This is a genomic window from Methylobacterium carpenticola, from assembly GCF_042748905.1.
GTDB classification, from domain to species: Bacteria; Pseudomonadota; Alphaproteobacteria; order Rhizobiales; family Beijerinckiaceae; genus Methylobacterium; species Methylobacterium carpenticola.
The window spans coordinates 2427638-2440021 of sequence record NZ_JBHZEO010000001.1; the positions used below are offsets into that span (position 1 = coordinate 2427638).

The 12384-nt window shown below is 69.4% G+C and carries 13 protein-coding genes and 2 pseudogenes; 7 read left to right on the forward strand and 8 right to left on the reverse strand.

Translation table 11 applies throughout. From position 1 onward, the window contains the following. On the forward strand, positions 1-2064 hold the full coding sequence (locus ACE101_RS11520; protein ID WP_379129296.1) for a hydantoinase/oxoprolinase family protein: 2064 nt from the start codon (positions 1-3) through the stop codon (positions 2062-2064). Positions 2065-2195: 131 nt separating this feature from the next. Here ACE101_RS11520 and ACE101_RS11525 read toward each other — a convergent pair. Further along, positions 2196-2453: pseudogene (locus ACE101_RS11525) on the reverse strand (ISL3 family transposase); the annotation flags it as partial. 41 nt (positions 2454-2494) lie between these two features. Here ACE101_RS11525 and ACE101_RS11530 point away from each other — a divergent pair. Next, positions 2495-2611 (forward strand): annotated as a pseudogene (locus ACE101_RS11530) (IS5/IS1182 family transposase); the annotation flags it as partial. A gap of 28 nt (positions 2612-2639) precedes the next feature. On the opposite strand, the gene ACE101_RS11535 reads toward ACE101_RS11530, so the two are convergent. Together ACE101_RS11535 and ACE101_RS11540 are read right to left on the reverse strand one after the other, a co-directional pair. Further along, positions 2640-3656, reverse strand: a complete 1017-nt coding sequence (locus tag ACE101_RS11535) for an LLM class flavin-dependent oxidoreductase (RefSeq protein WP_379129298.1) — start codon at positions 3654-3656, stop codon at positions 2640-2642. Between the two features lie 69 nt (positions 3657-3725). After that, positions 3726-4382: a TetR/AcrR family transcriptional regulator gene (locus ACE101_RS11540; protein WP_379129301.1), complete on the reverse strand. Its 657-nt coding sequence runs from the start codon at positions 4380-4382 to the stop codon at positions 3726-3728. Between the two features lie 81 nt (positions 4383-4463). On the opposite strand from ACE101_RS11540, the gene ACE101_RS11545 reads away from it, so the two are divergent. Next, positions 4464-5204, forward strand: a complete 741-nt coding sequence (locus tag ACE101_RS11545) for a 3-oxoacyl-ACP reductase family protein (RefSeq protein WP_379129304.1) — start codon at positions 4464-4466, stop codon at positions 5202-5204. A gap of 408 nt (positions 5205-5612) precedes the next feature. Here the strand turns inward: ACE101_RS11545 and ACE101_RS11550 are convergent, their stop codons facing one another. From ACE101_RS11550 to ACE101_RS11565, 4 genes are all read right to left on the reverse strand, one after another. Next, entirely contained in the window at positions 5613-6461 is an 849-nt protein-coding gene (locus tag ACE101_RS11550; protein WP_379129307.1) for a polysaccharide deacetylase family protein, read from the reverse strand. 64 nt (positions 6462-6525) lie between these two features. Beyond that, positions 6526-7164 carry an HD domain-containing protein gene (locus ACE101_RS11555; protein WP_379129309.1) on the reverse strand — a complete coding sequence of 213 codons (639 nt, stop codon included), beginning with the start codon at positions 7162-7164 and terminating at the stop codon, positions 6526-6528. Positions 7165-7441: 277 nt separating this feature from the next. Next, on the reverse strand, positions 7442-7675 hold the full coding sequence (locus ACE101_RS11560) for a hypothetical protein (RefSeq protein ID WP_379129311.1): 234 nt from the start codon (positions 7673-7675) through the stop codon (positions 7442-7444). 38 nt (positions 7676-7713) lie between these two features. Further along, a complete protein-coding gene (locus ACE101_RS11565) occupies positions 7714-8700 on the reverse strand; it encodes a GlxA family transcriptional regulator (RefSeq protein WP_379129313.1) in 987 nt (328 codons plus the stop codon). 445 nt (positions 8701-9145) lie between these two features. On the opposite strand from ACE101_RS11565, the gene ACE101_RS11570 reads away from it, so the two are divergent. Continuing rightward, complete coding sequence (locus ACE101_RS11570; protein WP_379129315.1) at positions 9146-9598, forward strand: cupin domain-containing protein; 453 nt, start codon at positions 9146-9148, stop codon at positions 9596-9598. Between the two features lie 45 nt (positions 9599-9643). Further along, a complete protein-coding gene (locus tag ACE101_RS11575) occupies positions 9644-10621 on the forward strand; it encodes an NADP-dependent oxidoreductase (RefSeq protein WP_379129317.1) in 978 nt (325 codons plus the stop codon). A gap of 31 nt (positions 10622-10652) precedes the next feature. Here ACE101_RS11575 and trpC read toward each other — a convergent pair whose 3' ends face one another. Continuing rightward, entirely contained in the window at positions 10653-11471 is an 819-nt protein-coding gene (trpC, locus tag ACE101_RS11580) for an indole-3-glycerol phosphate synthase TrpC (protein WP_379129320.1), read from the reverse strand. Positions 11472-11829: 358 nt separating this feature from the next. Between trpC and ACE101_RS11585 the strand changes: the two genes are divergently transcribed. After that, a complete protein-coding gene (locus tag ACE101_RS11585; RefSeq protein WP_379129323.1) occupies positions 11830-12054 on the forward strand; it encodes a hypothetical protein in 225 nt (74 codons plus the stop codon). A gap of 80 nt (positions 12055-12134) precedes the next feature. Then, complete coding sequence (locus ACE101_RS11590; RefSeq protein WP_379129325.1) at positions 12135-12383, forward strand: hypothetical protein; 249 nt, start codon at positions 12135-12137, stop codon at positions 12381-12383. Position 12384 lies beyond the last annotated feature (1 nt).

Consider the following 12384-nt stretch of genomic DNA (forward strand, 5'->3'; position numbering starts at 1 on the left):
GTGACGGAGTTCAGGATCGGGATCGACGTCGGCGGGACCTTCACGGATCTCGTGGCGATCGACCGCACCGGCAAGACCGTGTTCGCCAAGTCTCCGTCCACCCCCGCCGACCAGTCGCTCGGCGTGCTGGCCGGCCTGGAGGAGCTGGCCCGGCGCCTCGGCCTGCCGCTCCGGGAGATGCTGGGGCGGACCGAGCGGATCGTGCACGGGACGACGGTCGCCACCAACGCGCTCCTCGAGCGCAAGGGCGCCAGGGTGGCCCTCCTCACCACGGAAGGGCACCGGGACGTGCTGGAGATGCGGGAGGGCCTGAAGGACGACCGCTACGACCTTCGCTCGCCCCCGCCCGAGCCGCTCGTGCCGCGCTCCCTGCGCATCGGCGTCCGGGAGCGCCTGCGGGCGGACGGCTCGGTCGCGATCCCCCTCGACGAGGCATCCCTGGCCGAGGCGGTCGCCCGGGTGCGCGCCTCCGGGGCGACCGCCGTCGCGGTGTGCTACCTGCACGCCTACCGCAACCCGGCCCACGAGATCGCCACGGTCGAGCGGCTGGCGCACGAGCTGCCGGACCTCTACGTCTCGCGCTCCAGCGACGTGCTGCCCCAGATCAAGGAATACGAGCGCGTCTCGACGACGGTCGTGAACGCCTATGTGGGACCGGGCGTTCAGCGCTACCTCACCAATCTGGAGCGGCGCCTGCGCGAGGGCGGGCTCGCCGGCTCCCTGTTCATCATCCTGTCGCATGGCGGCATGGCCCCGGTCGAGGAGGCCGGGCGGCTCGCGGCGGCGACCGTGCTGTCGGGGCCGGCGGGCGGCGTGGCGGGGGCGCGGCGCTGCGCGGCGATGCTGGGGATCCCCGACCTGATCCCCTTCGACGTGGGCGGGACCTCGACCGACATCTCGCTGATCGTGGACGGGCAGGCGGCCCTGTCGAGCGCCCGCGGGCTGGCCGGCGAGCGGATCGCCCTGCGCTCCCTCGACATCGCCTCGGTCGCGGCCGGGGGCGGCTCGCTCGCGAGCTTCGGGGGCGGCCGCTTCCAGGTGGGTCCCGAGAGCGCGGGTGCCATCCCGGGGCCGGCCTGCTACGGCAATGGCGGCGCCGAGCCCGCGGTGACGGATGCCAACCTGCTCCTCGGCTACCTCGACGCCGCGACCTTCCTCGGCGGCCGCAAGCGGCTCGACCTCGCGGCCGCGCAGGACGCGGTCGACCGCCTCGCACCGCGGCTCGGCCTCTCCCGCGAGGAGACGGTGCTCGGCATCCACCGGCTGATCAACCTGAAGATGGCCGACGGCATCCGGCTCATGACCCTGCGCCGGGGCGTCGATCCCCGGCGCTTCGCGCTCCTGTCCTTCGGGGGCGCCGCCGGGCTGCACGCGGTGGAGGTGGCGCGCGAACTGGAGATCCCGCGGGTCATCGTGCCGACCGTCGCCTCGGTCCTCTCGGCCTGGGGCATGCTGGCGAGCGACCTGCGCTACGAGGTGAGCCGCACCCATGTCGGCGAGCGGGCGGCGGTGGACGACGACGGGCTGCGGGCGATCTTCGCCGGGCTGGAGGCCCAGGCGGCCGCCCGCATGCGCGAGTGGTTCGACGGGCCCCTGCGCGTCGAGCGCTCGGCGGAGATGCGCTACGGCGAGCAGGTCTTCGAGGTCGATGTGTCGCTCGACGACCTCGACTGGGAGGCGCCGGACCTCGTGGCCCGGGTCCACGAGCGCTTCCACGCCCGGCACGAGGAGCTGTTCACCTACGCCTCCCGGGACCAGGAGGTCGTCTTCGTCAACGCCCGCGTCGCGGTGGTGGGAGCGGTGCCCGCGGCGCCCGCCGAGCCGGCCGCGCCCTCGGCCGCGCCCGCATCCCCGGTCACCGAGCGCCTCGCCTCCCTCGGCGGGTGGCGCTCGGTGCCCGTCTACCGGATCGAGACCCTCGAGCCGGGCATGACCGTCACGGGACCGGCGATCTTCGAGGCGGAAACCACCACCGTCGTCGCCGGCGAGGGCGACGTCGTCACCGTCGACCGGTACGGCTGGCTCGACATCGCCCTGCGCCGCGAGGCCCCGGAGCCGGCCTGACCGGACGCCGCCCGGGCATCCGCTCGCTCGCGCCTCGCTCCGGCCGAGCGAGCGGATCGCCGTGCGGTAGACCTCCGCCGCGCGCAGGGGATCCTCCACCGTTCCGGTGGTTCTCCCGCACTCTGCGTGGATCAGGCAGCCAGGAGGATGCGGCGACGGAGGAGCGCGAAGCCGGCGCGGCCATACACGGTGCGCTTGAGCATCTTCAGTCGGCTGATCTGCCCTTCCGCTTGAGCGTTGCTCGACAGCGGCAGCGCCGCCCGGACCGCTGCCCCGCCCTGCGCCAGGCCGGCCGCGAAAGCCTCTCACGCAGCGACGCCGCAGGTCCGGGTTTCGCGCAACCATCTGTCGAACTCGCCGGCAGGGTCCGCCGGCCGGTCGCCGCCGAGTGCGTGTTACGAGCTGATTGACGCGTATGGCGTTCAGGGGGATGCCTTGCGATCGCCCCGCCTGCCCGTCCGACGTGTCCGATGAGGAATGGGCGCTGGTGGCGCCCTATCTGGCGCTGCTGCGGGAGGACTCGGCCCAGCGCGATCACGAACCCCGGACACATCTTGAGGCCGCGGCCGAGGCGTTCACCTCCAACCGAGCGCTGGAGCGACGTGCTTCAGAACGGCTTCGATGACATGGGCGTTGTAGGTCACGCCCAGCTGGTTCGGCACCGTCAAGAGGAGGGTATCGGCCTCCGCGATGGCTTCATCGGTCTTGAGTTCCTCGATCAGGTGCTCAGGCTCCGCAGCGTAGGACCGGCCGAACACGGCCCGCATGTTGTCGATGATGCCGATCTGGTCGCTGCTCTCGCCGCGCCCGAAATAGGCGCGGTCGAGATCGCTGATGAGCGGGAAGATGGATCGCGACACGGAGACCCGCGGCTCACGCTCATGCCCCGCCTCCGTCCACGCTTGCCGATAGCGGCGGATCTGCCGGGCCTGCTGGATGTGGAAGGGTTCGCCCGTCTCGTCCGCCTTGAGGGTCGAGCTCTGCAGGTTCATACCCTGCCGCGCGGCCCACACCGCGGTGGCATCGGACGCCGAGCCCCACCAGATCCGCTCGCGCAGCCCCTCCGAATGGGGTTCGAGGCGTAGCAGTCCGGGCGGGTTGGGAAACATCGGTCGCGGATGAGGCTGGGCGAAGCCCGTCCCCTTCAACAAGTCGAGAAACACCGTGGCATGCCGGCGTCCCATGTCGGCGTCACTCTCGCCATCGCGCGGGGCGTAGCCGAAGTGTCGCCAGCCATCGACGACCTGCTCGGGCGAGCCTCGACTGAGGCCGAGCTGCAGGCGGCCGCCGGAGATCAGATCCGCCGCCCCGGCGTCTTCGGCCATGTAGAACGGGTTCTCGTAGCGCATGTCGATGACACCCGTGCCGATCTCGATGCGCCTGGTCCTGGCGCCGATCGCGGCGAGGAGCGGGAACGGTGAGGCCAGCTGACGGGCGAAGTGGTGAACCCGGAAGTAGGCGCCGTCCGCGCCGAGTTCCTCTGCCGCGACCGCGAGGTCGATCGACTGCAGCAGGGTATCGCCTGCCGAACGGGTCTCCGACCGCGTCGTCGGCGACCAATGTCCGAACGACAGAAATCCGATTCTCTTCATCGTCGCAGCCGTGTTCCTGTTGGGCGAGGCGGGCGGTGCTCAGCCGAGGTCGCGTTGGGCGAAGGCTCGTCAGCCGCCGACCCGGGCATCCCACCCCAGCATCGTGAGATGGGCGACGGCCTCCAATGCCTCGCGGCTCGCACCATCGCGGGCCTGGAGCGACATCCCGTTCTGCACCGTGAGCACGAAGCGGGCGAGCGCGGGAACGTCGACCGAGGCACCGAACTCGCCCTCCGCGACCGCGCGATCAAGGCGGTCCTCGACCCGCTTGAGCCCCTGGGCGCGGGCCGTCCGCACGATCTCGCCGAGTTCCGCGTGCCCCTCGCTGCCGGCCGCCGAGAGCGTCACCATGCAGCCGAGCGGCTCTCCGCGTCCACATGATCCCGTCAACGCGGCGGCCGAGTCCATCAGGAGCGCCATGACGGCCTCGCGAGCGGTCCCGGCCGCCGCGAAGTTGGCCCAGACGGACGCCTCGTACTGCTCGCCGTAGTGGCGCAAAGCCTCGGCATAGAGAGCCTCCTTCGAGCCGAACGCCGCATAGAGGCTCGGCGAGCTGATCCCCATCGCGGCCGTGAGATCCGAGATGGACGTCGCGGCAAAGCCCCTGCTCCAGAACAGGCGCATCGCCTGTCCCAGAGCCAGGGCGCGGTCGAACGCGCGGGGCCGTCCGCGACCACGAGGCTGCGATGCCTCCGGCGGGCACGATGCGGGCGGAGAATTCTGCATCGATCGATATATAAACCGCTTGACCCCGACTCACAACGCGCCTAGCCATTTTTGTGTCGATCGTTACATAAAGGCTGGACCATGACCGATCTCGCAGGCAAGCGCGCCCTCGTGACGGGTGCTTCCCGAGGTATCGGCGCCGCCATAGCTCTGGCGCTCGCGGAGAAGGGGGCCGACATCGCCATCACCTACGAGCGCTCCGCCGACCGGGCGGCTGAGGTCGTCCGCGCCATCGAGGCGAAGGGCCGCCGTGCTGTTGCCATCCGGGCCGACAGCGCCGACGCAGCGGCCGTGAGGCGCTCGGTCGACGAAGCGGCCGAGAGGCTCGGGGGGCTCGACATCCTCGTGAACAACGCCGGCATCGCCCGGGGCGGCCCGGTGGCGGAGATGAGCCTCACCGACATCGACGCCATCCTCGACGTGAACGTCCGCTCGGTCGTGCTGGCCTCGCAGGCCGCCATCCCGCACCTCAAGGAAGGCGGCCGGATCGTCTCGATCGGCTCATGCCTCGGAGAGCGGGTCCCGTTCGCCGGGGTGACCGTCTACTCCATGTCGAAATCCGCCCTGCTCTCGTTCACGCGGGGGCTGGCGCGCGAGCTTGGTCCGCGTGGCATCACCGTGAACCTCGTGCAGCCGGGATCGACCGACACCGACATGAACCCGGCGGATGGCGCGCAATCGGACATGCAGCGGGCGATGACCGCCCTCGGCCATTACGGAAAGCCTGAGGACGTCGCAGCCTCGGTGGCCTTCCTGGCGAGCCCGGCTGCGCGCCAGATCACCGGCACCACCATCACGGTGGACGGTGGGGCGAACGCATGACCCTCTTCATCGGGCCCGGATCGACGCCAAGCTCCGCCGCGCGAGTCACCGCTCCGCCCTTCGACGGAGCGGTTCTCGTGCTCGGTCATGCGAGGCGCGCCGAGATCGACAGACCAATGCGGGGCTCGTCTGCCGGCCCGCTGAGTGGAGATGGCCAATCCGCGTGGAATTCACGGAACGCCGCCCGCACAACAGCCTGATATCGGCACCGCAGCGACCGGCTTCGCACCACGTCCGGACCTTCGATCAGGGCGACCGGAAGGGCTGCTCATCATCCGGCAGCGGACCTCCTGAAGCTGCGTCGATGGAGCGTCCATCGACGCACTCGCAGTCGAACCCCCGCGCGGTCGAAGGCGAAGCGTTCTGCAAAAATCGCTTCTTCCCGGACAGGCGCTTAGACGGGAAGGATCAGTCCGCGCTATTCAGGTAGGTATCGATTGGCCGGAGGATCTCGCCGCGCTCAATCGGTATGCAGGAGGCGGGGAATTCCTGCGTGAAGCTGGCGCCGCGGTCCTTGGCGAGAGTGAGGAAGCGATCGAGCTTGTTCATCGCGCCCGTCGCGATGTCGTGCAGCACGATCAGCGTCTCGGGCTGCGAGAAGCATTGCTGGAGCGCGCGCTCGACCCATTCCTCGGGGCGCGCCCAATCCTCCGGGATCGCGTTCCACAGGACGCAGGTGAAGCCGCCCCGGACCAGGACCTCGACCGCCTCCGGGTTCAGCAACCGTTTGTCGAGCAGGCCGCCGCCGCCGAAGGGCCGGAAGAACTTCCGCTCATGCGCGAGGTCGCCGATCAGCTCCTGCGTGCGCGCGATCTCGAACGTCGAGGTTCCCGCCGCGCGGCTCATCCCGAGCGGCACGAGGTGATTGTCGGTGTGGTTGCCGATCGCGTGGCCCTCGCCGTGCGCCCGCTCGCACAGGTAGCGGCGCTCGCGCAGCTTGTCGCCCAGCACGAAGAAGGTCGTCCGGATGTCGTGGCGACGCAGGATCTCCAGCACTTGCGGCGTCACGTCGGGATCGGGGCCGTTGTCGAACGAGAGCGTGATCTGAGTCATCGACCGATGTTCCTGAACGTCGTCACCCCGGCGAGGCGGTGTCAGCCCGCCTCGCCGGAGCGCGTCGCGAAGCGCCAATGCGCGGTAGAGCACGGTCGGCAGCGCGGCGGGCAACAGCACCCGCGCGATCGTCTGCAGCCGCGAGGCCCGCATGCTGCGGGCGACCGTGAGGTACTGGCGGTCGATGGTCTGGATGCCGGCCATCGTGCCGAGCAGGCAGGGAAGCGGTCGGCTGCTTCGGGAGACGTCCAGAACGCGTCTTGCAGGCTCACGTCGCCCACGGGGCGCTGTGGATCCGCGCGCACACGTTCGGCTTGCAGAAGGTGGGATCGAAATGCTCTATGTATTCGAAGTTGACCGTCCCGAACGTCGTCTGCGGCTTCTTCAAGGCCGACCGAAGCTGATCCTGAACGAATTCGTTCTTGAAGTTGCCCCGCGGCAAGGCGGCGATGGTCCGGGCCCGCTGCTCGGGCGTGTAGGCGTCATATCCAATGCCGAGCACATCCATCACGACGCCCGCCTTGGTGAGGGCGATCTCCGGCCGCATGTATTCGGGCACTCCGGGCGTCGTATGCAGGGCGATCGCTTCCCAGACGAGATCCGCCTTCGGCTCGGGAAGCCCGCGGCTCCTGAGGAATTCGCGGGCGGCGTCGGCGCCGTCGACCTCGAACCGCTTCGTGTCGGTGTGGTAGGCGTCGACAAGGCCCATGTCGTGGAACAACGAAGCGACATAGAGCAGTTCGGGGTCGAACTTCAGACCGTCACGAACGCCCTTCATCGCGCCGAAGACGTAGACCCGGACGGAGTGGTTGAACAGCATCTCCGATTCATGCTGCCGCACCAGTTCGGCGGCTTCGCGCGCGATCTTGCTGTCGGGGATCCTTATCCCGGAAATCTCGCTGATCATTGTCGAACTCCCATCCCTGCATCCACGATCTGACCTCTCCCTGCTGCAGCCGGAGGGACGCCGGGCGACAGCTCAGATCGCGGCGACCGGACCCCGTCTTCGGTGGTGACCGGCCGCATCCGCAATCTACCTCCCTCCATCGTCTCCGGAACCCGGGAGGGGCCTGCTTGGCGGGAAAGCCCTGCAAAGTGGCGGGAAAAGGCCGGTGACGGTGATTGGCTCGACGAGAAGCATCCGGCGCTGATCCCATCGATCTCCGACGATCACCGCCACGGTCTCATCCGGCATCGGCAGCATCGGTTGATGATGCGTGTCGAGGATCGACGTACGGATCGCGGGGTCCCGCCTGCATCTCCCGGAGACGCGGCATGACGGGTGACGGGTTGGGGCGGGCGCACACGACATCGGCGAGCGGCATGTCGGGGCGCGTCTTCAGCGCCTTGACCGCCTGGAAGAAGGTCCGCCAGAGCCAATTGTCCGAAATCTTCGTTGCAGGCGCAATCGGCGGCACGCTCGATCCATACCCGGACGGACAAGGCCGAGTGCCGTCTACTCGGCGGCTCTGAACGTGTCCGATCGCATGCGGAAGCTGTCGCGGTATTGCGCGGGCGAAACACCCAGCCGCCGGCAGAAGACCGCCCGCATCCGTTCGGGATTGCCGAAGCCGCAATCATAGGCGATGACCTTGAGGGGCGTCTCGCTGCCCTCCAGCAGGTTGCGCGCGGCGTCCACCCGCGCTCCCTCGACGAAGTCGTGCGGCGTCAGGCCGACGTCCTTGAACAGCCGCCACAATGATCGCTCGCTGGTCTGCGCGACGGTGGCGAGTTGCCGGACCGAGAGCGTCTCGCCGAGATGCTCCAGCACGTGCTGCTGCACTCTGGCGAGCGGCGAACCTGCGTCGGCAGGCGCCGCCAGGAAGGGGCTGAACTGCGACTGGCCGCCCTGCCGCTGGGCGATCACAAGGAGCCGCTTGGCCACGGCCTGAGCGATCACCGCACCGTGATCCTGTGCGACCAAGGCCAGAGCGAGATCGATCCCCGCCGTGACACCGGCCGAGGTGATGAGGCGGCCGTCGCGCAGATAGATCCGGTCGGGATCGATCCTCGCCTGCGGGAAGAGGGCGGCGAGATGCTGGGCGATCTGCCAGTGCGTCGTCGCCGCCCGCCCATCGAGCAGCCCGGCATGCCCGAGCGCGAAGGCGCCTGTGCAGACCGAGCCGTAGAGGTCCGCCTGTGCGGCGGCTTTCCTCAACCAGGCCGAGAGTTCCTCATCGGGCGGCGCGGCTGGAAGCTCTGGTCCGCCGGCGACGAGCACGATGGAGAAGGGCTGTTGCGCGTCCTCGAGGCTGTGGTCGGGGAGCAGGCGCATGCCGTTCGACGCGGTGACGGGCTCGCGCGTCCGCGCCACCAGCACGGTCCGGTAGGTCGCGCGCCCGCCCAGGACGCCGTTCGCCTCGGCGAAGACGTCCCCCGGGCCTGCCACGTCGAGCGCTTGCACGCCGTCATGGATCACGATCGCTGCTCTACGGTCGGGCATGGCCACCTCCGAGATCGCAGGCGTTTAGCACCCCCTCCCATGGCGTTGCGCCCGCATGGCGGGAAAGGCCGGGTGGTTGGCGGATATCACAGGGTCTGCCGCATTGCGTGGGACAGATCACCGACCCACGATTCGATGCAGGGCAATTCTCTGCATTCCGGTGCGACCGTTCAAGCATTGCACAGCAAACAGGAACAAACGATGTCGGCAAGTCTCTCACAGCATGCAGAGATGCGCGCATGCTGCCCTTCACGGCCGCCGCCATCTGATCCGGATAGTTGGCTCGATCGAACGCTCGCCGGCAGCGTCCCGGCCGGCGATCCTCCCGCGTCTCAGCGGTTCGGCCGAACCTGCCGCGACGGGAGCGACGCCGAGATGATCGACGGCAAGCGGCTCGGGCCGCTTCTCAGCGAACGGAGCCGCAAGCGATGATCGGGAGAGCATCATGACTTCGAAGACGAGGCGCATCTTGGCCAACGCTGCGGCGGTCGCGGCCGTGTTGGCCTCGGCATCGCTCGGGTCGCCGCCCGGACACGCGCACGAGCGCGAGACGGTCGAGCCGGCCTTCGAGCACGCGCTTCCCAACGTGCCGGGCAAGAGCCTGATCGCGGTGGTCGTCACCTATCCGCCGGGCGGCCGGTCGCCGCCCCATCGGCACGCCCGCTCGGCCTTCATCTACGCGCACGTCCTGACGGGCGCAGTTCGCAGCCGCGTGGGCGACGAACCTGCCAGGGTCTATCGCGCCGGCGAGAGCTTCTTCGAGGAGCCCGGCGCCCATCACCGGGTCAGCGAGAACGCGAGCGACAGCGAAGCCGCCAGCCTCCTGGCCGTGTTCATCGTCGACGCACAGGACAAGCCGCTGACCGTTCCTGATCCGGGAGCGGCGACAACGCCGTAGATCCAGGTCGGGCACAGGGGCAACCGACGACAGAGGGAGCGCCGCATGACACCCGAGAGTTCTGACCGTGATGCGGATCATCCAACGATGTTGGCGTGGCGGGTGCACGCGTTCGGCCCGCCGACGGTGATGAGCTTCGAGCCCGTGCCCCGGCCCGAGCCGGGAGCGGGCGAGGTGCTCGTCAGAGTGCACGCGGCAGGCGTCGGACCGTGGGATGGATGGATCAGAGCGGGGCGAAGTGTCCTGCCGCAACCCCTTCCCCTGACCCTGGGCTCGGATCTGTCGGGCGTCGTCGAGGCCGTCGGCCCGGGGGTGACCGCGTACGCTGCCGGCGACGAAGTCTTCGGCGTGACGAACCCCAGGTTCGTCGGAGCCTATGCCGAGTACGCCGTGGCCTCTGCCGCGATGCTGTCCGGAAAGCCGCGGTCGCTCACGCATGTCCAGGCAGCTTCCGTCCCCGTGATCGCCGTCACGGCCTGGCAGGGATTGTTCGAGCACGCCCAGCTCCAATCGGGCCAGACCGTGCTCGTTCATGGTGCGGCCGGCAATGTCGGGGCCTACGCCGTGCAACTCGCCCGCCGGGCCGGCCTTCACACGATCGCGACAGCCGGGGCGGCCGATCTCGCCTCCGTGAAGGATCTCGGCGCCGATCGGGTCGTGGACTACCGCGCACAACGGTTCGAGGACGAGGTGCACGAGGCCGACGCCGTTCTCGATCTGGTCGGTGGCGAGACGCAAGCCCGCTCGTTCGCGGTCCTGCGCCGCGGCGGCCGGCTGGTGTCCGCAGTCGCCCAGCCTGACCGGGCGCGTGCCGAGCGGCACGGCGTCAGGGCGGAGTTCTTCCTGGTGCGGGTGACGGCCGCGCATCTCTCCTCCCTCGCTGCGCTTCTCAATAGGGGAGAGCTCAAGACACGGGTCGGGGCAGTCCTTCCGTTGGCGAGGGCCCGCGAAGCCCACCTCATGCTGGACGGTGAGCAGGCGACACCCAAGGGCAAGATCGTGCTGGAGGTGGTGCCGGACTGAGCGGCCACCGATCGCACCGCAGCCGCAGGGCTCAGATCGCGCCGAACAGGAGGCGGCGCGTCGCCGCGGTCACGTCCGTTTCGCGCATCAGGCTCTCGCCGACCAGCACCGCGTTCAAGCCGCTCTCGCCGAGGCGGACCACGTCCGCGTGGCCGGCGATGCCGCTCTCGGCCACGGGAATGCGATCCTTCGGGATGCCCGGCGCGAGCCGGATCGCGGTCTCGAACGAGACCTCGAATGTCTTCAGGTTGCGGTTGTTGTTGCCAATCAGCCGCGTGCCGAGGGGGATGGCCCGTGCCAGCTCCTCGGCGTCGTGCACCTCGACCAGCACGTCCATGCCGAGATCGTGCGCGGCCTCGACGATCGCCGCCGCCTCCTCGTCGTCGAGGCAGGCCATGATCGCGAGCACGCAATCGGCGCCCCAGGCCCGCGCCTCGAGCACTTGGTAGGGCTCGAACATGAAGTCCTTGCGCAACACCGGCAGGGAGCAGGCGGCGCGCGCCTCCGCGAGATCGTCCAGCCGGCCCTGGAAGGAGGGCTCGTCGGTCAGCACCGAGAGGCAGGTCGCGCCGCCGGCCTCGTAGGCAGCGGCGAGCGTCGCGGGATCGAAACCGGCCCGGATCAGCCCCTTCGAGGGCGAAGCCTTCTTCACCTCCGCGATGAGGGCGGACCGTCCGGCAGCGATCTGCGCAGCGATGGCGTCGGCGAAGCGGCGCGGTGGGGATTGCGCCGCGGCACGCTTCTCCAAGGTTGCCGACGGCTGCCGTGCCTTGGCTTCCGCGATCTCGCGCCGCTTGTAGGTCTCGATGCGGTCGAGCACCGTCTGGGCGGTTCGGGCCGTCACAGGCATGGGAGTCCTCTGGACGTTCGAGACGACGAGGCCACCGCGCGTCGCCAAAGTCGCGACGGCTTGTTGTAATGGCCCTCGCCCGGGTGCCGTCCTTGTCGCGCGCACTCGCTACGGCAGTGTTTCAGCTCCGCAACTTCCTCGGGTTTTTTGCAATCCGCAGACATCCTCCTGCAACAGGACCTCCCGAGATCATGAGAAGATCACTCGCGGCCGGCCCGGGGAAGGGGATCTTCGCAGAACTGGCCTCACAGAGGATTCCGCGGACGATGATCAACGTTCCACTCCCTGAGCACGACGACCCCATCGCCGACACGAGGCCGCGGATCTCATTCGCCTCCCTCTCCGCCGGAGACGGCCATTGCGCGATCCCATCGATGGTCCCCGGCCAGTGATCCCGGTCCACAGCCAGCCCGATCGAGACACGCTCTCCGTCATCGGTGGCCGGCTGGCGGACCTCCTCGGCAGCGCTTGGCAGACCTTCGGGCCCCGCCGCGTCATCGCCGTGCCCGGTGGCGTGCCGCACGCGCCCGTCACCGGCCCGGTCCGGGCCTTCCGCCTACCCATGGCCGCTGCCATGCAGTAGCCTCGCCACCGGCCCGGTCCACAATACCGGTCAGATCACAAGAGCCCGCCAGCCTCATCACCGACGTGCAGAGGCCCGAGATGACCGCTCCCGAACTGCCGCAAGGCCTGATTGCCGAGGGGCGTTGCACCCCGGTGATCGTCGTCCCGGCGGCCGGCGCCAGCGGCGTCCCGCCCAAAATTCCGCGACTGCGCGATGATCGCCTGCTGCCCGCAGGAGACCCTGGGCGGGGAGGGACCGTGATCAAGATCTCGGTGGGCGGCGTCGAGATCAGCATGCTTCCGGCGGGAGGACCGCATCCGTGGCCCATCGTCCGGCAGCGGAGGTAAT